This is a genomic window from Spiribacter aquaticus, from assembly GCF_007625215.1.
Taxonomy (GTDB): domain Bacteria; phylum Pseudomonadota; class Gammaproteobacteria; order Nitrococcales; family Nitrococcaceae; genus Spiribacter; species Spiribacter roseus.
In genome coordinates, this window is the sequence record NZ_VMKP01000002.1 from 494,789 (window position 1) to 521,177 (window position 26,389).

General features: G+C 67.9%; 24 protein-coding genes. 7 read left to right on the forward strand and 17 right to left on the reverse strand.

What is annotated here, in order from left to right:
• Positions 1 to 34: 34 nt before the first annotated feature.
• Positions 35 to 1,312: a DEAD/DEAH box helicase gene (locus FPL11_RS05855; RefSeq protein ID WP_144347802.1), complete on the forward strand. Its 1,278-nt coding sequence runs from the start codon at positions 35 to 37 to the stop codon at positions 1,310 to 1,312.
• Here FPL11_RS05855 and FPL11_RS05860 read toward each other — a convergent pair.
• The 3 genes from FPL11_RS05860 to FPL11_RS05870 are packed head-to-tail and all read right to left on the reverse strand — an operon-like array spanning position 1,303 to position 6,433.
• A complete protein-coding gene (locus FPL11_RS05860) occupies positions 1,303 to 4,284 on the reverse strand; it encodes a translocation/assembly module TamB domain-containing protein (RefSeq protein ID WP_144347803.1) in 2,982 nt (993 codons plus the stop codon). The genes FPL11_RS05855 and FPL11_RS05860 overlap by 10 nt on opposite strands.
• Before the next feature lie 32 nt (positions 4,285 to 4,316).
• Complete coding sequence (locus FPL11_RS05865) at positions 4,317 to 6,026, reverse strand: autotransporter assembly complex protein TamA (protein WP_144347804.1); 1,710 nt, start codon at positions 6,024 to 6,026, stop codon at positions 4,317 to 4,319.
• A gap of 11 nt (positions 6,027 to 6,037) precedes the next feature.
• Positions 6,038 to 6,433, reverse strand: coding sequence for a TraR/DksA family transcriptional regulator (locus tag FPL11_RS05870; RefSeq protein ID WP_110883222.1), 396 nt, complete (start codon positions 6,431 to 6,433; stop codon positions 6,038 to 6,040).
• 43 nt (positions 6,434 to 6,476) lie between these two features.
• Between FPL11_RS05870 and FPL11_RS05875 the strand changes: the two genes are divergently transcribed.
• Positions 6,477 to 8,021: a bifunctional GNAT family N-acetyltransferase/carbon-nitrogen hydrolase family protein gene (locus FPL11_RS05875; RefSeq protein ID WP_110883223.1), complete on the forward strand. Its 1,545-nt coding sequence runs from the start codon at positions 6,477 to 6,479 to the stop codon at positions 8,019 to 8,021.
• Here FPL11_RS05875 and FPL11_RS05880 read toward each other — a convergent pair whose 3' ends face one another.
• On the reverse strand, positions 8,022 to 9,227 hold the full coding sequence (locus FPL11_RS05880) for a pyridoxal phosphate-dependent aminotransferase (RefSeq protein WP_144347806.1): 1,206 nt from the start codon (positions 9,225 to 9,227) through the stop codon (positions 8,022 to 8,024).
• Between the two features lie 170 nt (positions 9,228 to 9,397).
• Here FPL11_RS05880 and FPL11_RS05885 point away from each other — a divergent pair, with 170 nt between their 5' ends.
• Positions 9,398 to 10,378 carry a D-2-hydroxyacid dehydrogenase gene (locus tag FPL11_RS05885; RefSeq protein WP_144347807.1) on the forward strand — a complete coding sequence of 327 codons (981 nt, stop codon included), beginning with the start codon at positions 9,398 to 9,400 and terminating at the stop codon, positions 10,376 to 10,378.
• A 33-nt stretch (positions 10,379 to 10,411) separates the two neighbouring features.
• Positions 10,412 to 11,851, forward strand: coding sequence for an NAD-dependent succinate-semialdehyde dehydrogenase (locus tag FPL11_RS05890; RefSeq protein ID WP_144347808.1), 1,440 nt, complete (start codon positions 10,412 to 10,414; stop codon positions 11,849 to 11,851).
• Here the strand turns inward: FPL11_RS05890 and FPL11_RS05895 are convergent.
• Positions 11,820 to 13,088, reverse strand: a complete 1,269-nt coding sequence (locus FPL11_RS05895; protein ID WP_144347809.1) for an MFS transporter — start codon at positions 13,086 to 13,088, stop codon at positions 11,820 to 11,822. The two genes, FPL11_RS05890 and FPL11_RS05895, sit on opposite strands and share 32 nt — an antisense overlap.
• Before the next feature lie 75 nt (positions 13,089 to 13,163).
• Positions 13,164 to 14,465 carry an aspartate aminotransferase family protein gene (locus FPL11_RS05900; RefSeq protein ID WP_144347810.1) on the reverse strand — a complete coding sequence of 434 codons (1,302 nt, stop codon included), beginning with the start codon at positions 14,463 to 14,465 and terminating at the stop codon, positions 13,164 to 13,166.
• Between the two features lie 134 nt (positions 14,466 to 14,599).
• Between FPL11_RS05900 and sufT the strand changes: the two genes are divergently transcribed.
• A complete protein-coding gene (gene sufT, locus FPL11_RS05905; RefSeq protein ID WP_200833575.1) occupies positions 14,600 to 15,145 on the forward strand; it encodes a putative Fe-S cluster assembly protein SufT in 546 nt (181 codons plus the stop codon).
• 40 nt (positions 15,146 to 15,185) lie between these two features.
• On the opposite strand, the gene fnr is transcribed toward sufT, so the two are convergent.
• Genes fnr through glyA form a run of 9 tightly spaced genes read right to left on the reverse strand, consistent with a single transcriptional unit; the run spans position 15,186 to position 22,599 of the window.
• A complete protein-coding gene (gene fnr, locus FPL11_RS05910; protein ID WP_281283406.1) occupies positions 15,186 to 15,914 on the reverse strand; it encodes a fumarate/nitrate reduction transcriptional regulator Fnr in 729 nt (242 codons plus the stop codon).
• Between the two features lie 42 nt (positions 15,915 to 15,956).
• Complete coding sequence (gene thiL, locus FPL11_RS05915) at positions 15,957 to 16,916, reverse strand: thiamine-phosphate kinase (protein WP_144347811.1); 960 nt, start codon at positions 16,914 to 16,916, stop codon at positions 15,957 to 15,959.
• A gap of 11 nt (positions 16,917 to 16,927) precedes the next feature.
• Positions 16,928 to 17,380, reverse strand: a complete 453-nt coding sequence (gene nusB, locus FPL11_RS05920) for a transcription antitermination factor NusB (protein WP_110883232.1) — start codon at positions 17,378 to 17,380, stop codon at positions 16,928 to 16,930.
• Positions 17,377 to 17,862, reverse strand: a complete 486-nt coding sequence (gene ribH, locus FPL11_RS05925; protein ID WP_281283407.1) for a 6,7-dimethyl-8-ribityllumazine synthase — start codon at positions 17,860 to 17,862, stop codon at positions 17,377 to 17,379. Before ribH ends, nusB begins: the two co-directional genes overlap by 4 nt.
• Before the next feature lie 47 nt (positions 17,863 to 17,909).
• A complete protein-coding gene (gene ribB / locus FPL11_RS05930) occupies positions 17,910 to 19,064 on the reverse strand; it encodes a 3,4-dihydroxy-2-butanone-4-phosphate synthase (RefSeq protein WP_144347812.1) in 1,155 nt (384 codons plus the stop codon).
• 2 nt (positions 19,065 to 19,066) lie between these two features.
• A complete protein-coding gene (locus FPL11_RS05935; protein ID WP_110883235.1) occupies positions 19,067 to 19,723 on the reverse strand; it encodes a riboflavin synthase in 657 nt (218 codons plus the stop codon).
• On the reverse strand, positions 19,724 to 20,842 hold the full coding sequence (gene ribD / locus FPL11_RS05940) for a bifunctional diaminohydroxyphosphoribosylaminopyrimidine deaminase/5-amino-6-(5-phosphoribosylamino)uracil reductase RibD (RefSeq protein WP_327437312.1): 1,119 nt from the start codon (positions 20,840 to 20,842) through the stop codon (positions 19,724 to 19,726).
• A complete protein-coding gene (gene nrdR / locus FPL11_RS05945; RefSeq protein WP_110883236.1) occupies positions 20,839 to 21,324 on the reverse strand; it encodes a transcriptional regulator NrdR in 486 nt (161 codons plus the stop codon). The genes ribD and nrdR overlap by 4 nt, the downstream gene beginning before the upstream one ends.
• A 9-nt stretch (positions 21,325 to 21,333) precedes the next feature.
• A complete protein-coding gene (gene glyA, locus FPL11_RS05950; protein WP_144347813.1) occupies positions 21,334 to 22,599 on the reverse strand; it encodes a serine hydroxymethyltransferase in 1,266 nt (421 codons plus the stop codon).
• 116 nt (positions 22,600 to 22,715) lie between these two features.
• Between glyA and ettA the strand changes: the two genes are divergently transcribed.
• Both ettA and purU read left to right on the forward strand, forming a co-directional pair.
• On the forward strand, positions 22,716 to 24,383 hold the full coding sequence (ettA, locus tag FPL11_RS05955; RefSeq protein ID WP_144347814.1) for an energy-dependent translational throttle protein EttA: 1,668 nt from the start codon (positions 22,716 to 22,718) through the stop codon (positions 24,381 to 24,383).
• On the forward strand, positions 24,383 to 25,252 hold the full coding sequence (gene purU, locus FPL11_RS05960) for a formyltetrahydrofolate deformylase (RefSeq protein ID WP_144347815.1): 870 nt from the start codon (positions 24,383 to 24,385) through the stop codon (positions 25,250 to 25,252). Before ettA ends, purU begins: the two co-directional genes overlap by 1 nt.
• On the opposite strand, the gene FPL11_RS05965 is transcribed toward purU, so the two are convergent.
• Positions 25,245 to 26,048, reverse strand: coding sequence for a M48 family metallopeptidase (locus FPL11_RS05965; protein ID WP_144347816.1), 804 nt, complete (start codon positions 26,046 to 26,048; stop codon positions 25,245 to 25,247). The two genes, purU and FPL11_RS05965, sit on opposite strands and share 8 nt — an antisense overlap.
• Entirely contained in the window at positions 26,038 to 26,385 is a 348-nt protein-coding gene (locus tag FPL11_RS05970) for a hypothetical protein (RefSeq protein WP_144347817.1), read from the reverse strand. Before FPL11_RS05970 ends, FPL11_RS05965 begins: the two co-directional genes overlap by 11 nt.
• Between the last annotated feature and the right edge of the window lie 4 nt (positions 26,386 to 26,389).

Sequence of the window (26,389 nt, forward strand, 5' to 3'; positions counted from 1 at the left end):
CATAAAAGCGATCAATACGGTATCCTCGGCGGTCATGGAACAAAATCATCTCTCTGACACCGCTTTCGAGTCCCTCGGACTTCACGAATCCCTTCTCACAGGCCTGCGCGAGGCCGGCTTCGAGCATTGCATGCCGATCCAGGCCGCGGCCCTGCCCATCGCCCTCGAGGGCCGCGACGTGGCCGGCCAGGCCCAGACCGGCACCGGCAAGTCGGCGGCCTTTCTGCTGGCCACCATGCACTGGCTGATGTCGCGCCCCGTGGCCGCCGACAAGAAAGGCCCCTGGGCCATCATCCTCGCGCCCACCCGCGAGCTCGCCCTGCAGATTCACAAGGATGCCGAACGGCTCGGCTGGTTCACCGGCATGGACTTTGCCTGCATCTACGGCGGCACCGGCTACGAAAGCCAGCGCAAGGCCCTGGAGCGCGGCACCGACGTGCTGATCGGCACACCGGGGCGGATCATCGACTTTTTCAAGCAGGGGGTGTTCAGCCTCGACAATATCGAGGTCTGCGTGCTCGACGAGGCCGACCGCATGTTCGACATGGGCTTCATCGCCGACATCCGCTATCTGCTGCGGCGCATGCCGGCGCCGGACCAGCGCCTCAACATGCTGTTCTCGGCGACGCTGTCCGAGCGCGTCCGCGAGCTTGCCTACGAGCATATGAACGAGCCCGAGTCGGTGCAGATCGAGTCGGACACGATCACCGCCGACCGCGTCCGCCAGACCCTCTACCATGTCGAGAACAACCAGAAGATCGGCCTGCTCATCGGTGTACTGCGCCAGCAGGCGCCCACGCGCACGCTGCTGTTCGTCAACACCAAGCGCGACGCCGACCGGGTGGCCGCCTATCTGATCGGCAACGACATCAAGGCAGCCGTCATCTCCGGCGACATCCCGCAGAACAAGCGCGAGCAGCTGCTGGAGAAATTCCAGGGGGGCGATCTGCCAATCCTCGTCGCCACCGATGTGGCCGCGCGCGGGCTGCATATCCCTGAGGTCAGTCACGTCATCAACTACGACCTGCCCCAGGATGCCGAGGATTATGTGCACCGCATCGGGCGCACGGCCCGGGCCGGCGCCGCCGGTGATGCGATCAGCTTCGCCTGCGAGACCTACGTCTATTCGCTGCCCGACATCGAGCGCTACATCGATCAGAAGATCCCGGCGGAAATGGCGCCCGCCGAGCTGATCGTCGACGACCTCAAGCCCGCGGCGCGCATGAACAACCGCCGCAGTGGCAACAGCCGGCGCAGCGGCGGCAACCGTCGCCAGAGCGGGTCATCCGCGGGCGGCGGCGATCAGTCGTAGTCGAACGAATAGAATACGTCGAAGGCGCTTTCCGCACCGCTGACCGCCTCGAGGTAGAACTGGCGGGTCAGGTAGTAGCGCAGGCTGAGCGTGGTCGTGGGTTCGAACACCCCGACGCCATAGCGCACCATCAGATTGGGGGAGAGATAACCGCTGACCGCCACCTGGGCGTCCTCGCCCTGGCCGTCGGCGGCGATCTGGAAGTCCTCCACCCCCAGCTCGCTGGCCAGCGACTCGCCCAGCTGCCCGCCACCGAACACGCCCAGTGACAGCGCCGCCCGGCTCAGCAGTGCCTCTTCGCCGGGGCTCGCCTGCCCCGGCGGCCGACCGGTGAGCAGCACCGCGAGGATGTCCGCCTGCGCCATGGCCGGATCCGAGAACAGCCGCACCCGGGGCTGATCGGCCGGGCCGGTGATGCGCAGTCCCGCGGTAATCCCGGGGGTCTCGCGCACCGCCTCGATATCAAGCTGCGGCCGGGTCAGTGGACCGCTGAACACCAGGCGGCCGCGCTGGACCGTCAGTGACTGGCCATACGCCTCGTAGCCGGCCTCCTCCAGGGTCAGCACCCCCTCGGCCTCGGCCCCCTCGCTGCCCACCTGACGCAGCCGCAGCCCGCCGGCCAGCCGACCGCTGGCGCCGCGGGCGGCGAACCGCACCGAGTCACCCAACCGCAGCCGCAGATCGCTTTCCAGCGTGCGCCCGGCCTCCGCCTCATCCGCGGGTGCCAGCGGCCGGCCCCGGGCATCGACGCGCACCGCATCCGGCGAGGGGCGGATCGCCCCGGCCGACCCGCCGGTGGGCTCGATCCGGGCGCGGGGCACATCGATGCGACCGGTCAGTTGCAGGGTCTCGGCGCCCACGCCCAGGCGGATATCCGGACTGACCGTGAGCTGCGCCAGATTACCGACCTGCACATCCAGCGCTTCGCCCACAAGGTTGACCGCGCCTTCAAGAGTGCCCCCGGCCCAGTCCAGCTGACCGTCCAGGCTGGCCTCGCCGTCGCCGGCCGCGAACCCGCCACTGAGGCGCGCGGTTTCACCGGCCACCTCGGCGCTCAGATCAACCGCCGTCAATGGCTCGACCAGGGCCGAGGGCAGCAGCACCCCGTCCCGCAGGCGCAGCGTGCCGCGGAACCGCGGCGCGGCCAGAGTGCCCGCCAGTTCGCCGCGGGCACTGACGCGGCCCTCGGCGCGCCGCAGCTGCGGCAGCGCGCCGGCGAGGGGGGCCAGCCCCACACCGTCGAGCCAGACCCGCCCGGTCAGCGGACGGCTGGCATCACCCGGATCGGTCTGCACGGCAAAACCGCCCTGTCCGATGTCAGGCGAGGCCAGTCCCAGGCGCAGCTGCGCCCGCGCCGGCGTCAGATCGGCGTCCACGACAATCCGATCGTAGTCGAGCACCAGCGGCTGCTCGCGATCGGGCTGGGGCAGTTCGATCCGGCTCGCGGGGCTGACCAGTGTCAGCCGCGCCGAGGCGCCGGTATCGGCCTGCCATTCAAGGCGGGCGGTGCCGGTGACCGAGCCGGGCAGACTGACCCCTGCCGGCAACTGCGGCTGCAACAGCGCCAGCGGCACGGCGGACAGATTGATCCGCCACTGCGCCGAGCGGGGTGTGGCCTGCAATGGCTGACTGCAGGCGCGGACCGACGGCCACGCCCAGCAGTGGCCGTCGAGGCGCAGTCGCTGGGGCCCGACCGTCAGTCCCGGTGTGCCCAGCAGGCGACCGGTCCGCCCGTCGACGGTCAGCGAAGCCTGCTGCAGCCGACCGGTCCACTCCCGCGCTCCCGCCGAGCGTCCGCCGATCAGTCGGGCCTCCAGCCCCACCGGCAGCGCCCCGGACTGGCCCTCGAACTGCAGGTCAATCCGGTGATCATCGGGTTGCCCGCTCAGCGTGAGCTGACCTGAGCCGCGCAGTGCCGTGCCCTGCCGCAGCCCGGTGACCTCGAGGCGGGCGCGCCCGCCCTCTGCGCCGTTCCAGTCGGCACTGAGCCGGGCGTTTTCAAGGGCCAGATCGCCCACGCGAAGGTCCGTGGCGGTCAGCGCCGCACTCAGGGACGGTTGCAGCAGCCGGCCGGCCACCCGGAAATCGCCCTGCAGCTGCCCCTCGAGCCCCGGCCAGAAAGGCGCGAGCGAGGGCGCCTGCAGATCCCCCTCCAGCTCAATCCGCTCATCCGCCCGGCCCCGGAGATTGAGGACGCCGTCGCCAGCGGCGATGCGCGCCTCCAGCCGTCGCGGGGCGTCAAGCGCTGCGACGCCGATGGAAAACTCCACGGTCCGTGCCCCCCTCACCGAGCCGGTGAGGCGCAGATCGGCCAGGGATCCCTCACCCCGGCCCTGCAGCGTCAGCGACTCGCCGGCCGTCAGCGCGGCGACCGGCTCAACGCGCCAGTCGGCCTCGAGCGGCCAGTGGCCGTCCATGTCGACCCGGGCCTCCAGCCGGGCGCGACCGGCCGTTCCCGCCACCGACAGCGCGGTGATGTCCAGCTGCCGGCCCGTCACGTGCGCGCTCAGTCGCAGCGCGTCGATGCCCGCCGCCAGCGCCCGGTCGGCGCGCTGCACACTCAGTCCGTCGATGCGCAGCTGCTCCAGACGCAGCGGCACGGGGGATTCCAGGGTGGGCAGTGACAGGCGGCGCGGCAGCGCCTCGAGCGGGTCGGTCGCCGGCGCTGACGACGCGGCGGCCGCCTCGCCGGCCGGCAGATCAAGCCGCAGACCGGTGACGCGCACCGCATCGACGCAGACCTGCCCGCGCAACAGGCAGCGCGGCGACCAGTCGATCGCCACGGCCTCCGCCGCCAGGCCGCGGTCTCCATCGCGCCAGCGCAGATCCCTGGCCTGCAGGCCGTGCCAGAGACTGCCGTCCGTGATCTCGAGAGCGAGTGCCGGCTCGAACGCCTGGGCCCGGGCGGCCAGCCAGCGCGCGCCCTCGGTGGTGCTGATCAGCCAGGCACCGGCCAGCGGAACGGCCAGCATCAGAGTGATGAGAAGACTGCGCAGACCCGGCATCAGAACGGCGGCCCGATGGAGAAATGCAGGCGAAACGGTACGTCCTCGCGACTCACGCCCCAGGCCAGGTCGAGCCGCAGCGGCCCCACCGGCGACGTCCAGCGCACGCCAAAACCCGTCCCCACCGCCGGGTCGAAGGCGCTGGGTTCGCGGTAGGCGTTGCCGGCGTCCACAAAGGTGGCCAGCCGCCAGTCATCGGTCAGGCCGTAGCTGTACTCAGCGCTGCCGGTTGTCAGGTAACGGCCGCCGATCACGTCGCCATTATCGTCCTTCGGCCCCAGGCTGCGATAGGCGAAGCCGCGCACGCTCTGATCGCCGCCGGCGAAAAACCGCAGCGAGGTGGGAGTCTGCTCGAAGTCGCTGGTCGCCACGCCGCCCAGATGGGCACTGAGTTTGAAGCGGTGGGCCTCGCCGACACTGCGCAGCCAGGTGTTGTCCAGGCGCAGGCGGGCGATGTCCACATCCGAGAGCAGCGCCTCACTCGCCCCCTCAAGGGAGTAGCGCTGCTGATCACCCCAGTCGGGGTCGAGCCCACCGCGCGATCGGGTGCGCGAGAAACTGATCCCGGGCAGCACCAATCGGCTGCGGCCGCTGTCGACGCCCACCGTGAAGCGCTCCTCAAGCCAGCGCAGCGACTGCGTGCGCGTCCAGCCCGAGGTGAATGTCTGCCGCCGGGCCAGCCGTACGCTGTAGCGCTCGCTGCGGGTGTCCTCAATGTCGGCGTTCTCCCAGGCGGTGCTCAGGGTGAGATGGTCGTTGATGGGGTCGGCCAGCGGAATCTCGTAGCGGGCATCGATGCTCTGGCGCACCGTCGAGACGCGCAGCTGACTGCTCAGCTGATGGCCGCGGTTGTTGACGTAATGGCGCTGATAGCCCAGCTGCAGACGCGGCCCCTCGTCGGTTGAGTAGCCGGCGCCGGTGGTGACGGTGTTGCGTTCACGGATCACCACATCGGCCTCCACCGGTATCCGGGCGGGCGGCCCGGCATCGCGCCGGGTCTCGACCTGCGCGTCGGTGAAGTAGCCACTGTCGAGCAGGCGCTGATTGAGATCCGCCACCGCCTCAGCGGTGTAGGGGGTGCCCGGCTCGAACGGGACCAGCCGGCTCAGGAAGCGCTGGCGGAACGGCGACGGCGAGAATGTGACCTCCCCCAGGGCATAACGGGCTCCGGCGTCCATCACCAGTATGGCCTCCGCCCAGCCCCCATCGACGTTCACCGCCAGTTCGGCGGTGGTGAAGCGGTAATCGAAATAGCCCCGCTGCAGCGCCTCGTTGATCAGGGCGCGTTTACTGCGCTCGTAGTCGGCATGATTGAGGGGTTCACCGGCACGCAGTGGCAGCCGCTCACTCAGGGCCGCGAGGACGCGGTCATCGGCGCCATCGCCGGTGATGCGCACCTCGACGTCGCGCACCCGGACCCGCGGACCCGGCGTGACGGCCACGTCCAGTCGCCAGTCCTCCGGCGAGGCGGTCAGCGTGATGTCGAATCGCGCCTCGTAATAGCCCAATGCCTCGGCGCCATCGCGCAATGACTCGCGCACCTGATCGCGGTAGAAACGCCCGGCCAGATCCGACTCCAGTGAGACATCGGTGTCGACGTGGGCACGCAGATTATCCGCCAGCGCCCCATCGGCGCCGGTCAGTGTCAGATCCACGGCCGCCCGCCCGGGGGCACTGACCACCATCATCGCCAGCGCCACGCTGGCCATCAGACACCGCGCTAGAGACGTGGCGGCCGGCCTCCTGCCTGCTGCTCGCGGCGGGTCTCACAGTCAATGCAGCGTGCCGCCGACGGCAGGGCCTGCAGCCGCTCGAAGGGGATGGGCTCGCCGCAATCGACACAGCGCCCGTAGCCCCCCTCGTGCCAGGCCCGTAGGGCCGCCTCATTGGCCCGCAGCGCGGCGATGTGACGATCGATATCGGCATACTCGATGTCGGCGAGCAGATCCACCAACGACTCGTCGCCGGCATCGCGCACGCGATCCGCCACCTCCTCGGAGCGATGCAGGTCGGCGGCCAGCACCTCCGCGCGGATCTCCTCGCGCAGCGCCGCCTGCTCGTTTTCCAGGGCCTCGCGAAGGGCCTGCCGCTGTTCGTGGGAAAGCTCGTCAGTCATCGCGCACTCCTTTTTCCGTGATGGGCAATGATATCCTTGGCGCATGAGTGAACAGGATACGACCACCGAAGAACACCACCTGCGGCTGCGTCATCTGCGGCCGTCGGATTATCCCGACATCAAGCACATCATGGACGCCGTCTACCCCGACCTGGGCGGCGCCTGGACGCGCAAGCAGTTCTCCGCGCAGATCAGCCGTTTCGCCGAAGGCCAGATCTGCATCGAGGATAACGGCCGTGTGGTGGCCGGCGCCATCTCCATGATCGTCGATTACGACCGCTATGGCGACCGCCACAAATACGACGACATCATCGGCAACGGCTACCTGACCAATCACGATCCCAACGGCGATGTGCTCTATGGCGTCGATATTTTCGTCGACCCCGAGTACCGCGGTATCCGCCTGGGCCGGCGGCTTTATGATGCACGCAAGGAGCTGTGCCGCAGCCTCAACCTGCGCGCCATCGTCGCCGGCGGGCGCATGCCCGGCTATCGCGAACACGCCGAGGCCATGAAACCCGAGGAGTACATCGACCGGGTCCGGCGACGCGAACTCTACGATCCCATCCTGTCGTTCCAGTTCGCCAACGACTTCCATGTGCGTCGGGTGATCACCGCCTATCTGCCCGAGGATCAGGACTCGGGCGCGTTCGCCACGCTGCTGCAGTGGGACAACATCTTCTATGAAAACGAGCGCACCTCGCTGATCGGCGGGCGTAAGTCCACCGTGCGGGTGGGCACGGTCCAGTGGCAGATGCGCCGGGTGACCAACTTCGAGGACCTGATGTCGAACATCGAGTTCTTCGTCGACGCCATGGCCGGTTACAACTGCGACTTCATCCTCTTTCCGGAGCTGTTCAACGCCCCGCTGCTCGCGCAGTTCAACCAGGAAGACCCGGCTGAGGCGATGCGCGGGCTCGCCCAGTACACCACCGAGATCGCCGATGCCATGAGCCGCATGGCGGTGTCCTACAACATCAACATCATTGCCGGCTCGATGCCGGTGTACGAGGACAACGCCCTCTACAACGTCGCCTATCTGTGCCGCCGCGATGGCACCATGGACAACCATTTCAAGCTGCATGCCACCCCGGACGAGCGTTTCTACTGGGGTGTCCAGGGCGGCGATGCGCTGAAGGCCTTCGACACCGACGTCGGTCGCATCGGCATCCTGGTCTGCTACGACGTCGAGTTCCCCGAGGCCTGCCGCCTGCTGGCCGACCAGGGCATGGAGATCCTGTTCGTGCCGTTCTGGACCGACACCAAGAACGCCTACCTGCGGGTGCGCCGCTGTGCCCAGGCGCGCGCCATCGAAAACGAGTGCTACGTGGCCATCACCGGCAGTGTCGGCAACCTGCCGCGGGTGGAGAACATCGAGATCCAGTACTCCCAGGCCGCGGTGTTCTCACCCTCGGACTTCGCCTTCCCCCACGACGGCATCGTCAGCGAATCGACGCCCAACACCGAAATGACCCTGGTGGTGGACCTCGATATGGACAAGCTCACCCAGCTCCGGGCCGAGGGCTCGGTCCAGAACGCCCGCGACCGGCGTCTGGACCTCTACCGCGTGCAGTGGCTCGACGACTGATCAGAAGTTCTGTCGGGCCAGCCACGGCTGCATGCGGGCGAACGCCTCCTCGATGTTCTCCATCGAGTTGGAAAAGCTGATCCGCACGGCGTTGCTGCAGGTATCACCAAAGGCATCGCCGGGGATCACGCACACGCCGGTCTCCTCGAGCATGCGCAGGGCCAGATCCGTGGCATCGGTGCGTGGCGGCAGCGACGGGAAGATGTAGAACGCCCCCTGGGGGACGTAGCCGGTCAGGTGCGGTGTCTCACTGACCAGCTCCACCACCCGGTCGCGGCGCCGCCGGTACTCGGCGTTCATGTCGTCGACGCAGGCCATGTCGCCCTTGAGCGCGGCCACCCCGGCCCACTGCGCCGGCGTGCTGGCCACGGTGGTGGTGAACATGTGATAGCGCCGCAGCTTTTTGATGGCGCCCTGGCTGGAGATCATCCAGCCGATCCGCATGCCGGCCATGCTGAAGGTCTTGGAGAAGCTCGAGACCGACATCACGTGATCCAGATCCGACGCGCAGTTGATCACACTGGGGAACTCCATCCCCTCATCCAACAGGATATGGTCATAGACCTCGTCGGCGAACACATAGACGCCGCGGTAGGCCGCCTCCTGGACAATGGCCTCGATGGTCTCGCGCGGGTAGACCGCCCCGCTGGGGTTACTCGGCGAGTTGAGCACGATCGCGAAGGTGCGCATGCCGATGGCGTCGATCACCTCCTGCGGGTCGACCTGGTGACCATGCTCGGGCCGCGTCGGGATGACCTTGACCTCGCCGCCGTTCATACGGATCAGCGGGGCGTAGAGCAGAAAGGTCGGGTCGGTGACGATGAACTGCCGACCGGGCGCCGCGGTGGCCGTCAGCGCCAGATACATGGCCTCGGTGGCGCCGGTGGTCACCAGGAAATTGTCCTCGGTCAGCTCGCGGTCATAGCGCTTCGAGTAGTAACGCGCCAGCTCGCTCAGCAGCTCCGGCAGACCGGCATCCATGGTGTAGCCCGTATACCCCTCGCGCAGGGCATCGATATGCGCCTCGACGATGTGCGGGGGCGTGGGGAAGTCGGGCTGGCCGATGGACAGATGGATCACATCCTCCATGCCCGCAGCGGTGTTGATCATCCGCCGGATACCCGGCATTGGAATCGCCTGCAGAGACGGACTGAAAAGCGGCGCCTCGGCCTGGTCGCCCTGCTCCATCTCGACCGGATTCACCATGGCCCAATCCTCTTTTGCTGCGGTGTGGAAAAACAGTGCCCAACACGGCGAAGCTAGACCTCGGCGGGAAGTCGGTCAAGCCCCTCGCGACGCGCTCTGCAGGCCAGTTGACCCACCCATGGCGGGTGTATACCGTCACTGCAGCATCAGGCGTTGAAAAGGGGTTTCACATGGCCGGCGCGCCGCCACGAATCGTTGTTCTGACCGCCCCCGGCGAAGGGCTTCCCCAGGGCATGGAGGCCCTGCAGGATGACGCCGATCTGCGGGTGGCCGAAGACACCGCCAGTCTCGAGGCCGCGCTGCCCGGCGCGAGCGTGCTCTGTGTGACCGACTTCCGCACCGACGCCCTGGCCGAGGCCTGGCCGGCGGCGGATTCGCTGGAATGGATCCACGCCACCAGCGCCGGCGTCGACGCACTCATGATCCCCGCGGTGCGCGACAGCGACATCCCGGTCACCAACGCCCGGGGCATTTTCGATCGGTGCATCGCCGAATACGTACTGGGCCAGATCATCGCCTTCTGCAAGGACTTCGCCGGTAACTGGCAGCTCCAGCAGGCCCACGAGTGGCGGCACCGCGAGACCGAGCCGGTGGCCGGGCAGCGCCTGCTGGTGGTGGGCAGTGGCGCCATCGGCCGGCGCATCGCGCGCACCTGTAGCGCCATCGGCATCGAGTGCGATGGCGTGGGGCGCCGCGCGCGCGGTGGAGATGATGACTTCGGGGCGATCTATGCCCAGGCCGATCTGCTCTCGCTGTTGCCCGACTATGACTTCGTGGTCATCGCCGCACCGCTCACCGAGGCCACCCGCGGACTGTTCGGCGCCGCCGAATTCAAGGCCATGGCCGAACATGCCCGGCTGATCAATATCGGCCGCGGGCCGATCGTGCAGACCGACGCCCTGGTGGCGGCCCTTGAGGACGGCGCCATCGACGGCGCTGCGCTGGATGTGTTCGAGCACGAGCCGCTGCCCGCCGATCATCCCCTCTGGGATCTACCCAATGTGCACCTCTCGGCGCATATGGCCGGCGATTTCATTGGCTGGAAGACCGCCCTGTCCGAGCAGTTCATCGACAACTTCCGGCGCTGGCAGCGCGGCGAGGCCCTCAACAACCCCGTGGACAAGGCCCAGGGCTTTGCCGCTTCGTCCTGATCACAACGCACGAACCCACAAGCGAGGCAGCTGATGATCGACTCTCCCCTTCTCCCGTCGCTCGGCGGTTACATCAATGGCGAATGGCTGATGGCGGACAAGGGCCATACCCTGACCGTGACCAATCCCGTCGACAATGCCCCGCTGGCGGCGGTGGCGGCGATGGGCGCCGATGAAACCCGACGCGCGACGGCCGCCGCCGAGCAGGCCCTCGAACGGCCCGCGACGCTCGAGCAGCGCCGCGAGTGGCTGAATGCCATCGCCGATGCGCTGTCGCGGCATCGCGAGGAGATCGGTCGCATCCTCTGCCTCGAGCATGGCAAGCCGCTGGCCGAAGCGCAGGGCGAAGCCGACTACGCCGCCGGGTTCTTCCGCTATGCCGCGACCCACATCGACGCACTCGCCTCACACACCCTGGACGAGCGGCCGCGCGACTGCGAATGGCATATCCACTACCGCCCGGCCGGCGTGGTGGGGCTGATCACCCCGTGGAACTTCCCCATCGGCATGATCGCGAAAAAGCTCTCCTCGGCGATCGCCGCCGACTGCGCGAGCGTGGTCAAGCCCTCGTCGAAGACGCCGCTGACCATGATCGCGCTGTTCACGCTGCTCGACCGCGAGGTCGGACTGCCGGCGGGCAAGGCCAATCTGGTGCTGGGCTCGGCCGGGCCGATCACCGATGCGCTGTTCGATACCCCCTCGGTGCGGGTGATCAGCTTCACCGGTTCCACCGAGGTGGGGCGCACGCTGATCGAGCAGTCAGCGCCGGGGATCAAGCGCCTCACCCTGGAGCTCGGCGGCAATGCCCCCTACATCGTCTTCGCCGATGCCGATCTGGATCACGCCGCGGATCAGTTGATCGGCAACAAGTTTCGGGGGGGCGGGCAGACCTGTGTCTGCGCCAACCGGATCTTCGTCCAGCGTGACGTCGCCGCGGCGTTCGCCGAAAAGCTTGCCGTGCGCGTCAAGGCCCTGACCGTGGGCGACGGCATGGCGGCCGGCACCAAACTGGGCCCGCTGATTGATGAAAACGCCGTCGCCAAGGTCGAGCGGCATGTCAGCGACGCCCTCGATCGCGGTGCCCGGCAGATCTTCCAGGGCGATGCCGGCGGCCTGCCCGGCACATTCTATCCGCCGACGGTGTTGCTGGATGTGCCCAGCGACGCGGCCTGCTACCGCGAAGAGACCTTCGGCCCGCTGGTCCCGCTGATCAGCTTCGATGACGAGGACCAGGCCGTGGCCATGGCCAACGACACCGACTTCGGCCTGGCCGCCTATGTGTTCACCGCCGATCAGGCGCGGGGCCATCAGGTCATCGCCCGGCTGCGCTTCGGCCATGCCGCCCTCAACACCGGCAGTGGCCCGACCCCCGAGGCCCCGTTCGGCGGCATGAAGCAGTCCGGCTTTGGCCGTGAGGGCGGGCTCGAGGGCCTGTTCGAGTTCACCGAGGTACAGACCGTGCCGGTGGGTTAGCGGCCACAGCCACCGGCCGCACCAGCAGGATCGCGATGGATAGATAGGCCATCATGATCAGCGCAAGGGTTGGAACGTTCATACCGATATCCAGTAGAAAACCGATCAGCACGGGGCCAGCGGCGGTGCCAAGCACCATCGCTCCGTGCGCCATGGCGCGGATCCCGCCCAGATGCCGGAGGCCATAGAGCTCCGGCCACAGGGCGCCCATCAGCGTCCCGGCCGTGCCGATGCACAACCCGGCGAGCCCCAGATACAGCGGTGCCGCCCAGCCACCGGGGACGAACCCCACCACCGCCAGGGCAAAAAGCAGCGGCAATAGATAAAAGCCAAGCAAGCGCTGTGCACCGATTCGGTCGACCAACGGGCCACTCAGCAGCAGGGAGAGGACGTGCGTACTGGCGAATGCCGTGAACGCCGTTGAAACCAGCTCCAGGCTCCACCCTTTGGCCTCGGCGATCGGTACCTGATGGAAAAACAACGCCGTGATCAGGATAGGCGGTGCCAGCAGCGCGGGCAGAATACGATAGAAGCGGCTATCGCGCAGGACCTCGGCCCGGGTCCAGTCCCGCCGCTCTGGCGCCGCCCCGAAGGACTCCTCCTCACCGGAAAGCGCATCCCCGGATCCCCGATCACGGGACGACTGGATCGAACGCCTCTCCATCCGGAGCAGCGTGAGCGCGAGGGGCAAGGCAACGATGACGAGAAACAACGCCAGCAGCAGCCAGCTCCCGCGCCAGCCGAAGGCAGCGATCAGCGCCACCACCACCATGGGCATCACTGCTTCAGCGGTCGGGAAACCAACCGTCACCATGCTGATCGCCGTGCCCCGGCCCGTCTCGATACGGCGGCCCACCGTGGTCTGCGCGACATGCACCATCAGCCCCTGCCCGCACAGGCGGAGCAGCAGAAAAGCCGGCACCAGCAGCCAGGCCATCGGCGCCAGCGCAAGCAGCAGACCGCCCGCGGCCGCCCCCAGGATGACCCCAGCGGTAAACACCGGCAGCGGCAACCGGTCGACACCCCGGCCAACACTGATCACCAGAAGCCCGCTCATGAGGGTAGCGAGCGAGTAGAGCCCACCAAACTCGGCATTGCTGAGATCGAAGGTCGCGCGCAGTTCACCGCCGTAGAGCGAGATCAGAAACGTCTGACCCTGCCCCGAGAGGAAAACCATTAAAAAGCCGAACAACAGCAGGTATCGGTGGGCTCCAAGCCCCCGAACGGCCGAAATCATGCGCAGACTCCCAATAAAAAGGCCCGGGCAAAAGCCCGGGCCTGGGTTCGTGGGCCGGAATCAGCCCGGAGGTGTCTAGCCGGTGTTGCGGATCGCCGCCGGCTGCTCGCCGCCGCCGGTCTCCACCAGTGCCGCCTCGAACTGCTCCACCGCCCAGTCGATCTCCTCGGCGGAGACGATCAGCGGCGGGATCCAGCGCACCACGTTGCCACCCCAGGGGCCACAACGGATCATCAGCAGACCGCGGTGCTCGCAGGCCTTGAGCATCTTCGCGCCGCGGTCACCATCCGGTTTGCCGTGGGCATCGACGAGATGCGTGCCGATCATCAGGCCGCGGCCGGTGATGTTGCCGATCTCGGGATGCCGCGACTGCACGTCTTCCAGGCGTGCCCGCAGCTGCGCACCGCGGTCCGCCGCATTCTCGACCAGCTTTTCATCGCGGATCACGTCGAGCGTGGCCAGTCCGGCGGCGCAGGCCACGGCGTTGCCGCCGTAGGTGCCACCCTGCGAGCCCGGCAGGGCCCGGCTCATGAGCTCCGCCGGGGCGGCCATGAACGACAGCTGAAAGCCGCTGGCGACCCCCTTGGCCGAGACGACCACGTCGGGCTCGACCCCGAAGTGCTCGTAGCCCCACATCAGGCCGGTACGGCCATTGCCCGACTGGACCTCGTCCATGATCAGGAGGATGCCGTGCTTGTTACAGCGTTCCTGCAGGCCCTGCATGAACCGGGTGTTGCCGGGGATGTAGCCCGCCTCACCCTGGATGGGCTCGATCAGCATGGCGGCGGTCTCCATGGGCACGCTCTGCACTTGGAGGATGTAGTCGAGCTCGCGCAGCGCGAAATCCGCCGCCTTGTCCTCGCTCATGTTGTACCAGTTCGTATCCGGGAACGGTGCCGTCACGACCCCGCCCATCAGCGGCTGTACGCCCTGACGCACGGCGGCACTGGAACTGGTGGTGGCCAGCGACCCCATGGTGCGGCCATGGAAGCAGCCGCGGAAGGCGATGATATTGGGCTTGCCGGTGGCCTGGCGGGCCAGTCGGATCGAAGCCTCCACCGCTTCGGTCCCGGCGTTGGAGAAGAACACGCTGTCGATGGCGTCAGGCATCAGCTCGACGATGCGATCCGAGAGATCCAGGATCGGCTGATGCTTCATGATCGCGTACTGGGCGTGCACGACCCGATCGATCTGATCCTTCGCCGCCTCGACCACCCGCGGGTGGCAGTGACCGGTGCTGAGCACACCGATGCCCGACGCAAAGTCCATGTACTTGCCGCCATCCTCGGAATAGACGTACATCCCTTGCGCGCTCTCGACCAGAATGTCGCTGGACTGGCGCAGCAGCGGGGAGAGATGGTGGACATTGTCATTCATGACACAGCCTCCTGGCTTGTTGATTCATGGTTCACGATACGCGAACTGAAAAACGATTTCTCCCCGGGTCGGACAGCGGATCGCGCAGTGGTATCCTGACTTCCCACGATGGGCAATCAATCCGGGAGACGATGATGCAGAGTAACGAGCCGGTCATTTTCGAGCGCGACTGCGAGGCGGCCCTGATTCCGGCGGGCGATACCGGCATCATCCCCCAGGGGGCGGAGGGCATGATCACCCAGGCCCTGGGCGGCAGCTATACGGTCTACATCCAGGGCAACCTGTTCCGGGTGGATGGCAAGGATGCCGATGCCATCGGCAAGGATCCCGAGCCGGCGCCCGAGCTGCCCGAGAACGCCACACCCGAGGAGGTCGAACAGCTGGTCTGGGATCAGATGCGGCGCTGCTTCGACCCGGAAATCCCCATCAACGTGGTCGAGCTGGGGCTGGTGTACCGCTGCGACGTCAGCCTGCGTGACGATGGCACGCGGTCGGTGGAAATCGATATGACGCTCACGGCACCGGGCTGTGGGATGGGCGACATCCTGGCCTATGACGTGCGCGAGAAGGTCAAGCAGATCCCCACCATCGAGGACGTCAGCGTTGAGATCGTTTTCGACCCGCCGTGGAGCTTCGAGATGATGTCCGAGGCGGCCAAGCTTCAGACCGGGATGATGTAACCCCCGGGGCGGCAGGCCCTGGCCGGGCGATGCTGGCGGTCTACGCCGCCAGCTCGGCGAGGGCCTCCACCGAGAGCAGCTCCACCTCGCGCCCTTCGGCGCGGATCCAGCCCTGATCCTGAAAGCGCCGGAACACCCGGCTCATGGTCTCCGGCGCCAGTCCCAGATAATTCCCCAGATCGCTGCGCGCCATGGACAGGCGAAAGCGCGTGCCGGACAGGCCGCGTTGCCGGAAGCGCTCGGAGAAGCTCAGTAACAGGATGGCCAGCCGCTCGTCGGCGTTGCGCCGGGCCATGGTGAAGAGCATGTCCTGATCGTCGGCGATCTCCTGCGACATCAACCGCAGCAGCTGGCGCTGCAGATCGGGGATGTCGGCGGCGAGATCCTCGAGCTTTTCAAAGGGCAGCTCGCAGACGCTGGTGGTCTCGAGCGCCACCGCCGATCCCGGATGCTCCCAGCGGTTGATGGCATTCAACGCCACCAGCTCGCCCGGCAGATGGAAACCGGTCACCTGCTGTTCGCCGCTCGCCGTGGTGGTGAAGGATTTAAGCGACCCGGCCCGCACGGCATACAGCGCCCGAAACCCGTCGCCCTCGTTGAACAGCGCTTCGCCCCGGCGCAGCGTCGGCTGATGCTCGATCAGCCGCCCCAGCGTGCCGATATCCGCCTCGTCCAGCGACACCGGCAGACAGATCCGGCTCAGGCTGCAGCGGCTGCAGGTCTTTGTCCGACAGGATCCCGAAGGATCCACCCGATCACGCATTTCCATAATCTAAATATTACACCGCGGCCCGGGACCCCGCCACCGGGATCAGTCACTGAAATGGCGGTAGCCGGCGGTGTCGGCGGTCAACGCCTCACCATCAAGCCACACGCCGGCACCCGCGCGCACCGCGCCGATGCAGCGGACCGGCGTGCGACTGGCCCGTGCCGCCTGCAGGACGGCCGCATCGGCGGCCGCCGGGGCGGTAAAACACAGCTCGTAGTCGTCACCACCGGCAAGCAGGGTCTGGCGCGCGGCGGTATCGCCCAGCCAGTGACACAGCCGTGCCGAGGGCCGGCAGGCCGCCGCCTGCAGCGCGATGGCCACGCCGCTGCCGCGGGCGATGTGCCCGGCATCCGCCACCAGCCCGTCGGAGACATCAATCGCGGCGCTGGCGATGCCGGCCAGCGCCTGACCCAGTGCGACGCGCGGACGCGGGGCGATGAACGCCCGCTGCAGCCCCCGCCACTGGCGCCGATCACGCTGCGTCGGATCCTGCCAGACCGCCAGGCCGCCCATGGCATCGCCGGGCCGACCCGATACCCAGACCCGGTCGCCCACAGCGGCGCCCGCCCGACGCAGCACCGGCCCGTTGGCGTGGCCGGCGACCTGCACACTGATACTGAGCGGCCCGCGGGTCACATCACCCCCCACCAGGGCCACCGCGTGGCGTCGGGCCAGCGCATCAAGGCCATCAGCAAAAGCCCTGACCCAGGCCTCGTCGGCCTCGGGCAGGGTCAGCCCCAGCAGCGCCCAGCAGGGCTCGCCCCCCATGGCGGCGATGTCACTCAGGTTGACCGCCAGGGCCCGGTGACCGACCCATCCGGCCGGCAGATCCGCGGGGAAATGCACCCCCTCGACCAGGGTGTCCAGGGCCATCAGCAGCGGCCGGTCGTCGCCGGCCAATATCGCGGCGTCGTCCCCGACACCCAGAACCACATCGCGGCGCCGGGCGCCGCGGTCCGCCAGATAGCGGCCGATCAGATCAAACTCCGAGGCCCTGGCCATCGTCTTGCCGCTCAGCGCCGGCGGCGCTTCCGCTCCTCGGCCCGCAGTGGCTGGTCGCGGGCCACGCGATCCAGCACGCCATTGATGTACTTGTGACTCTGCTCGGCGCCGAACGCCTTCGCCAGCTCCACCGCCTGATCGATGCACACCCGGTAGGGCACCTCGAGGCGTTCTTCGAGCTCGTAGCTGCCGAGCCGCAGCAGGGCGCGTTCCACCGGATCGAGGTTGACGGCGGGCCGGTCCAGATAGCGGTCATAGGCGGCATCCAGTGACTCGACGCGTTCGGTCACGCCGCGGAACACCTCGCTGAAGTAATCCAGATCCATGTGCCCCAGACGATGGTCGCTGAAGAACTGACGCTGGATGTCGCCGACGTCGCCGCCGGTCATCTGCCACTGATAGAGGGCCTGGAGGATGCGCCGACGGGCCCGGGCCCGCGAACGATTGGCGCCCGCCGCACTCACAGTCGACGCAGCAGGCTGATCATCTCGAGCAGTGCCATGGCGGATTCGGCGCCCTTGTTGCCGGCCTTGGTCCCGGCCCGCTCGATGGCCTGCTCGATGGTATCGGTGGTGAGCACGCCAAACGACACCGGTACGTCGCGCTGCTGACTGACCTGCCCCAGGCCCTTGGCACATTCGCCGGCGACATACTCGAAATGCGGCGTTCCACCGCGGATGACACAGCCGAGGGCGAGAATGCCGTCGTAGTCGCCCGAACGCGCCAGCCGGTCGGTGACCAGCGGCAGCTCCCATGAGCCGGGCACCCGCACCAGCGTCAGCGAGGCGTCCTCTGCCCCGTGGCGGACCAGCGTGTCGCGGGCCCCGCCGATGAGTGAGTCGACGATAAAATCATTGAATCGGGTGGCCACCAGCGCGATCCGCGCATTGGCGGCCATAAAATCACCTTCAAGGGTCTTCATGCTGCTACCGTTGTTGTTATCCATGTGGGCCGCAAGCGTATATCGCCGCGGGCTGCCTGCAAACCGCCCGTCTAGCCGCCAACGCCCCGGTCATCACCGGTCTGGACGTAATCGACGACTTCCATGCCGAATCCCGACAGGCCGTACATGATCTTCGGCGACGAGAGGACGCGCATGCGCCGAATGCCCAGATCGGTGAGGATCTGCGCCCCCACGCCATAGGTGCGCAGCGACTCGCTCTGATCGGTGACCGGGCGCGGCTCGGGCTGAATCTCACCGCTCTGGGCCAGGGCCTGGAACTCGCGCATGCGCGTCAGCACCTCGGAGCGGTCATCGGCGGTGCGCAGCATCAGCAGACAGGCCGCCCCGGCATTGCTACCGGCGATCTCGTCCAGTGACTGTCGCAGCGACCAGGTCTGATCGGGGGCGATGGCGCCGAACAGATCCGACAGGGTGTTTTCGACCTGCACGCGCACCAGCGCCGGCTGCTCCGGCTCGGGCCGGCCGCGCAGCAGGGCGAAATGCAGAGCGCCGTCCACCACGTCCTGATAGGCATACAGGTGGAAGGGGCCATGCTCGGTGGGCAGCTCGCAGTCGGCGATCCGCTCGACGGTGCGCTCGTTGCGGACCCGATAGGCGATCAGATCCGCCACCGTGCCGATCTTGATGTCGTGCGCCCGGGCGAACGCCAGCAGATCATCCCGCCGGGCCATGGTGCCATCCTCGTTGAGCACCTCAACGATCACCGCCGCCGGTTCAAAGCCGGCCAACCGGGCCAGGTCGCAACCGGCCTCGGTGTGGCCGGCCCGGGTCAGCACGCCGCCCGGCTGCGCCATCAGCGGAAACACGTGCCCGGGCTGGATGATGTCCTCGGGACGGGCCTGCGGGGCGACGGCGGCCTGGATGGTGCGGGCGCGGTCGGCCGCGGAGATCCCCGTGGTCACGCCCTGCGCCGCCTCGATGCTCAGGGTGAACTGGGTGCCCTGGTGATCACTCGAGCCGGAGACCATCAACGGCAGGCGCAGCTGCTCGCAGCGCTCGCGGCTCAAGGTCAGGCAGATCAGACCGCGGCCATAGCGGGCCATGAAATTGACGTCGTCCGGCCGCACCATGGAGGCCGCCATGAGCAGATCGCCCTCGTTTTCACGGTCCTCGTCGTCGAGCATCAGCACCATGCGCCCGGCGCTGATGTCGTCGACGATCTCGTCGATGCTGTTGAACGCCATGATCAGTCCTTCAGAAAGCCATTGCGCCGCAGGAGGGCCTCGCTCACCCCGCCCGTGGAGCCCGCCGTGTCGCCCTGCAGGAGGCGCTCGAGATAGCGGGCGACCAGATCCACTTCCAGATTGACCGGGTGGCCGGCCTGATAGCGACCCAGGGTGGTCACCGCCGAGGTATGCGGCACGATGTTGACCTCGAATTCACTGCCCTCGACGCGATTGACCGTGAGGCTGATGCCCTCGATGGCGATCGACCCCTTCTCGGCGATGTAATGCGCCAGCGCCTGCGGGGCGCGGAACCGCCAGCGCTCGGAGCGGCCCGCCGGCGTCCGCGCGACCACCTCGCCGACGCCGTCGATGTGGCCACTGACCAAATGCCCGCCAAGCGGCGTCGACAGGGTCAGGGCCGGCTCCAGGTTGACGCCGTCACCGGGCGTGAGCCGACCCAGCGTCGTGCGCTCGAGGGATTCCAGCGACACATCGGCGGCGAACCCGTCGGCATCGATTTCGACGGCGGTCAGACAGCAGCCATTGACCGCCATGCTGTCACCGATCTGCAGCCGCTCCGTGTCCAGCCCATCCACCGTAAAGCGCATGCGCCGGTCCGAGCCGGTCTCGCGGCTTTCCTGCAGCACGCCCATTGCCTGAATAATGCCCGTGAACATTCAACCGTCCTCCGCGTCATCCCGCATTGTCATCGTCAGCCGAAGATCGTCGCCCACGCGGCGAACGTCCTGCCAGCGCAGGGCGATCCGATCGCTCATCGCCTCGAGACCCGGCACGGTCAGCAGGGGCTGACCGTCATGCCCCATCAGATGCGGCGCTAGATAGACGATCAGCTCATCGACCCAGCCCGCCTGCAGCCATGCCCCGGTCAGCCGCGAGCCGGCTTCCAGCCACACCTCGTTGATGTCCGCCGCGCCCAGGGCGTCGAGGGCCGCCAGTGGTGAGACATGGCCATCCTCGCCCGGTGCCACCTGCCAGAGCTCGGCGCCGGCATGCACCCGCTCGGCCTCGCGGGCGGGCATGGTGCCGCCGTGGATCAGCACCACCCCGCGCTCGTCCGCCAGCAGCCCGGCGTCCGGCGGGGTGCGCAGGTCGGTGTCGATCACCACCCGCCGCGGCGCCAGCCAGTCGCCGTCCACATCGCGCACGGTCAGCGCCGGATCATCGGCGATGACGGTATCCACCCCGGTGACGATGGCGCTGCTCGCCGCCCGCCAGCGGTGCACATCGCGGCGGGCCGCGGCACTGGTGATCCAGCGGCTCTCGCCGGCGGCCATGGCGGTACGGCCATCCACGCTCGCCGCGAGCTTGGCGCGCACATAGGGCCGGCCGTCGCGCATGCGCCGGAAAAACCCCGGATTGAGGGCCTCGCTCTGCGCGGCCATCAGACCTGCCGCCACCGCGACACCGGCGTCCCGCAGGCGCTCGAGCCCCTGCCCCGCCACCCGCGGATTGGGGTCGCTGGCCGCGGCCACCACCCGCGCCACGCCGGCTTCGATCAGCGCATCGGCGCAGGGCGGCGTACGGCCGTAGTGACTGCAGGGCTCGAGGGTCAGGTAGGCCGTCGCGCCCGCGGCATCGCCGCCGGCGGCCCGCAGCGCGAGCACCTCGGCATGCGGCTCACCGGCCCGCTCGTGCCATGCCTCGCCGATGCAGACCTCATCGCGCACTAGCACGCAGCCCACCCGCGGGTTGGGATCCGCTGTCCAGCGGCCGCGCTCGGCGAGCTGCAGGGCACGGGCCATCCAGGCATGGTCGGCGGTACTGAAATCACTCAAGAGCGGGGTCCGTCATCCGTCGGCTGCCGATCGTGCTCCTCCAGGCCCTCGATGACTTCGCGGAACGCACTCACGTCCTGAAAGCTGCGATACACCGAGGCAAACCGCACATAGGCCACCTGATCAAGCTCACGCAGCTCCTCCATCACCCAGTCGCCCAGCGTGCTGGCATTCACCTCGCCGTCACCCAGCGCCTGCACCCGCTGGCGGATGCGGCTGAGCGCGGCCTCCACCGCCTCGGTGGCCACCGGGCGCTTCTCGAGGGCCCGCAGCATGCCGTTGCGCAGCCGCTGGTCATCGAACTGCACCCGTGTGCCATCGCGCTTGACCACCCGGGGCATCAGCAGTTCGGCCGACTCATAGGTGGTGAACCGCTCGTTGCAGCCGGCGCACTCGCGCCGGCGCCGGACCTGATCACCCTCGCTGGCGAGCCGCGAGTCGATGACCCGGGTGTCCTGCGTGTGGCAGAAGGGACAGCGCATGGGGCCCGATCAGCCCTGCAGGGCTTCGTAGACCGGAAAGCGGTTGCAGATGTCGGTCACCTGTTCGCGGACGCGCCGGCGCACCGACTCGTCATTGATGTGATCGAGGACATCGCAGATCCAGCCGGCCAGCTCGCGGCTCTCCGCCTCGCGGAAGCCCCGGGTGGTGATCGCCGGCGTGCCGATGCGCAGGCCCGAGGTCACGAACGGCGACTGCGGGTCGTTGGGCACCGTGTTCTTGTTGACGGTGATGTGCGCGTCTTCCAGCGCCGCATCCGCTTCCTTGCCGGTCAGCCCCTTGTTGACCAGGTCCATCAGCAGCAGGTGGTTGTCGGTACCGCCGGAGACCACATCGTAGCCACGGGCCATCACCGTCTCGGCCATGGCCCGGGCGTTGGCGACCACCTGCTCCTGATAGTCGCGGAAGCCCGGATCCTGCGCCTCGAGAAAGGCCACCGCCTTACCGGCAATGGCGTGCATCAGCGGCCCGCCCTGGGTGCCCGGGAAGATCAGCGACTGCAGCTTTTTGGTGACGTCGGGGTTCTCCCGCGCCAGGATCAGCCCGCCGCGCGGCCCGCGCAGGCTCTTGTGCGTGGTGGTGGTGACGACGTCGGCATGGGGCACCGGGCTGGGATAGACCCCGGTGGCCACCAGCCCGGCGATATGCGCCATATCGGCCACCAGCCAGGCGCCCACCGCGTCGGCGATCGCCCGGAAGCGCGCCCAGTCAATGACCCGCGAGTAGGCCGAAAAGCCCGCCACGATGATCGTCGGGCGGTGCTCCCGGGCCAGCCGCTCGACCTGCTCGTAGTCGATCTCGCCGGTGTCCGAGGTCACGCCGTACTGCACCGGGTTGTAGATCTTGCCCGAGAAATTCGGCTTGGCGCCGTGGGTCAGGTGCCCGCCATGGTCGAGGCTCAGCCCCAGCAGGGTGTCGCCGGGCTTGGCCAGCGCCATGAACACCGCCAGGTTGGCGCTCGAGCCCGAGTGCGGCTGGACGTTGGCGTAGGCCGCCCCGAACAGCGTCTTGGCGCGCTCGATGGCCAGATTCTCGGCAATGTCCACGTACTGGCAGCCGCCGTAATAGCGCTTGCCCGGATAGCCCTCGGCGTACTTGTTGGTCAGCACGCTGCCCTGCATCTCGAGCACCCGCGGGCTGGCGTAGTTTTCCGAGGCGATCAGCTCGATGTGCGTCTCCTGACGGTCGCGCTCCTGATCGATCGCGGCGGCCAGCTCCAGGTCGAATCCGGCAACACTCATGTCGGTGGAATACATGCCTGTCCTCGTCGTGTGGGGGTAACCGGTGTGAGTCCGCCAGTCTAGCGAAATTCCCTTTCGCGTGCATTGACTGGGTGCTTCTCTCGGCGGCCGAGAGTTCGTAGACTAAGGGGATGGCACAATATATCTACACGATGAATCAGGTGGGCAAGGTCGTCCCGCCGAAAAAGCCCATCCTGCGCGACATCTCGCTGTCGTTTTTCCCCGGCGCCAAGATCGGTGTGCTGGGCCTGAACGGCTCGGGCAAATCGACGCTGCTGCGGATCATGGCCGGACTGGATACCGAGATCGAGGGCGAGGCCCGCGCCCAGGCCGGCACCCGCATCGGCTACCTGCCCCAGGAGCCTGAACTGGACCCGGCCAAGGACGTGCGCGGCAACGTTGAAGACGGCGTCGCCGACACCAAGGCCCTGATCGACCGGTTCAACGCCGTCTCCGCCCAGTTCGCCGACCCGGATGCCGATTTCGAGGCGCTGATGGCGGAACAGGGCAAGCTCCAGGACCAGATCGACGCCGCCGATGCCTGGGATCTCGAGCGCAAGCTCGACCAGGCCGCCGAGGCCCTGCGCCTGCCGCCATGGGAGGCCGCGGTCGACACCCTGTCGGGCGGCGAGCGCCGCCGCGTGGCGCTGTGCCGGCTGCTGCTGTCCAACCCCGACATGCTGCTGCTCGACGAGCCCACCAACCACCTCGACGCCGAGTCGGTGGCCTGGCTCGAGCGCTTTCTGGCCGAATTCGAGGGCACCGTGGTGGCGGTCACCCATGACCGCTACTTCCTCGACAATGTCGCCGGCTGGATCCTGGAGCTGGACCGCGGGCACGGCATCCCCTGGCAGGGCAACTACTCATCGTGGCTCGAGCAGAAGGAAAAGCGCCTTGCCCAGGAGGCCCGCGAACAGGCCGCGCACCGCAAGGCCATGCAGGCCGAGCTCGAGTGGGTCCGCTCCAACCCCAAGGGCCGGCAGTCCAAGAACAAGGCGCGGCTCAAGCAGTTCGACGAGCTCCAGTCAAAGGAATTCCAGGCCCGCAACGAGACCAACGAGATCTACATCCCGCCGGGGCCGCGTCTGGGCAACGTCGTGGTCGAGGCCGATGGCGTGCGCAAGGCGTTCGGCGATCAGCTGCTGGTCGACGACCTCTCGTTCACCCTGCCCGCGGGCGGGATCTGCGGGATCATCGGCCCCAACGGCGCGGGCAAGACCACGATGTTCCGCATGATCGTCGGCCAGGAAGCACCCGATGCCGGCCAGCTGCGCTTGGGCGACACCGTCGATCTGGCCTATGTCGATCAGAGCCGCGACCACCTCGACGACACGCGCACCGTCTGGGAGGAAATCTCCGACGGCCACGACCTGCTTCAGGTGGGTCACTACGAGGTCAACTCGCGCGCCTACGTCGGGCGTTTCAACTTCAAGGGCCAGGATCAGCAGAAGCGCATCGGCGAACTCTCCGGCGGCGAGCGCAACCGCGTGCATCTGGCCAAGCTGCTGCAGCGTGGCGGCAACCTGCTGCTGCTCGACGAGCCGACCAACGACCTCGACGTCGAGACACTGCGTGCCCTGGAAGAGGCCCTGCTGGTGTTCCCCGGTTCGGCCATGGTGATCTCCCATGACCGCTGGTTCCTCGACCGCATCGCCACCCACATCCTCGCCTTCGAGGGCGACAGCCAGGTCAACTTCTTCGAGGGCAACTACCAGGAATACGAGGCGGACCGACGCCGGCGCCTCGGCGACGAGGCCATGAACCCGCACCGCATCAAGTACCGCAGGCTCGCCGGCTGATGGCCGACCGCCGTGCGCGTACCGCCACACTGCTGATGCACTGCCCCGACCGCCCCGGGGTCGTCGCGGCGGTCACGCGGTTTCTGGCCACCCACGGCGCCAACATCGTCGATCTGGACCAGCATGTCGACCGCGCCGAGGGCGTGTTTTTCATGCGCGTGCGCTGGGAGCTCGAGGGATTCGCCCTGGATGCCGAGGCGTTCGAGGCGGCGTTCCGCAGCGGCATCGCCGATCACTTTGACGCCGTCTGGCAGCTCCATCACCAGGATCGGCCGCTGCGCCTGGCGCTGTTCGTCTCAAAGATGTCGCACTGCCTCTATGATCTGCTGTCGCGCTGGCAGTCCGGGGAGTGGCGGGTCGAGATCCCGCTGATCATCAGCAATCACGACACCCTGCGCCCCGTCGCGCAGCAGTTCGGGATCCCGTTTCACTGCTTTGCGATCAGCCCCGAAAACAAGGCCGAGCAGGAGGCCGCTGAAATCGAGCTGCTCGAGCGGCACGGCATCGACCTGGTGGTGCTGGCGCGCTACATGCAGATCGTCGGCCCGGCGCTGATCAACGCCTTCCCGCAGCGGATCATCAACATCCATCACTCGTTCCTGCCCGCCTTCGCCGGCGCCCGGCCCTACCACGCGGCGCACGCCCGGGGTGTGAAGATCATCGGCGCCACCAGTCACTACGTGACCGAAGACCTGGACGCCGGGCCGATCATCGACCAGGACGTCACCCGCATCACCCATCGCGATTCCATCAAGGCGCTGGTGCGCAAGGGTCAGGATCTTGAAAAGCTGGTGCTGGCGCGCGGCGTCTGGGCGCACCTGCAACGCCAGACCCTGGTCTACCGCAACCGCACCATCGTGTTCAGCTAGCGCAATCCGGCCGGCGGCCCGCCGCACGGGCCTGCTCGTAGCGGTAGATGGCGGTGGGCAGTTCAGCGCGCAGGTCAGCGATGCGCGTCTCGCCTGAGGGATGGGTGGAGAGGAACTCCGGTGGCGCCTCGCCCCCGGCATCGGCCATGTTCCGCCACAGTGCGACACTGGCGCGCGGATCGAACCCGGCATCCGCCATCAGCCCCAGGCCGATTTCGTCCGCCTCCGACTCATGGGTGCGGCTGAACGGCAGGATGATCCCCACCTGCGCGCCCACGCCCAGCACCGCCATCAGGCGCCGGCGCTGCGGATCATCGCCCGCCGCCACCTGCAGCGCTCCCAGCCCCAGCGCGGTGGCCATCTCGGTGGACATCCGCTCATTGGCATGTTCCGCCATGACGTGCGCGATTTCGTGGGCGATCACCGCGGCCAGCTGATCGGGGTTTTCGGTGACCTCCAGCAGACCGGTGTAGACGCCGATCTTGCCGCCGGGCAGGGCAAAGGCGTTGACCTGATCGCTCTCGAACACCGTGACTTCCCAGCCATTGCCGGCGTACTCATCGGGCACCTGGGGGATGATGGCCTCGGCCACGCACTCGACCCGGGCCACGCGCGGCCCCGCCTCGAGGACGGGCTCGGCGTCCTGCATCTCGCGGTAGGCCTCGACCCCCATGCTGCGGATCTGCGCATCGGGCATGAACTGCAGCTGCGGCCGGCCGGTGGGCGATGTCGCGCAGGCGCTCAGCAACGCCACCAGCACCAGGGCCGCCAGCGCCCGTGAACCGCTAGCGATCATCGGCGTCGTCGTGGTGGTCGCGGCGCGGGAAGTCCGCTGGTGGCTCGATGGGGGGCGGGCCCGCGCGGCGCTGGGCGAGGATCTGTCGGGTCAGCGTGGCCATGCCCACCGCCAGCGCCAGCACCCCGGCAATGCCGAGCGGCACGAACGCCACGAACGGCGTCATGAACAGCAACCACAGCACCGCCCCCAGGCCCAGCCAGCGCCCGGCGAACGTCCCCGCATGATCCCGGCACCAGCGCGCCCGCTCATCGGCATCCGCATGGGCCAGCGGCGGCCGGCGCAGATGCCAGGTCAGCGACCAGAAGGCCAGCAGGCGTGCGATCCAGTGGTTCATGACC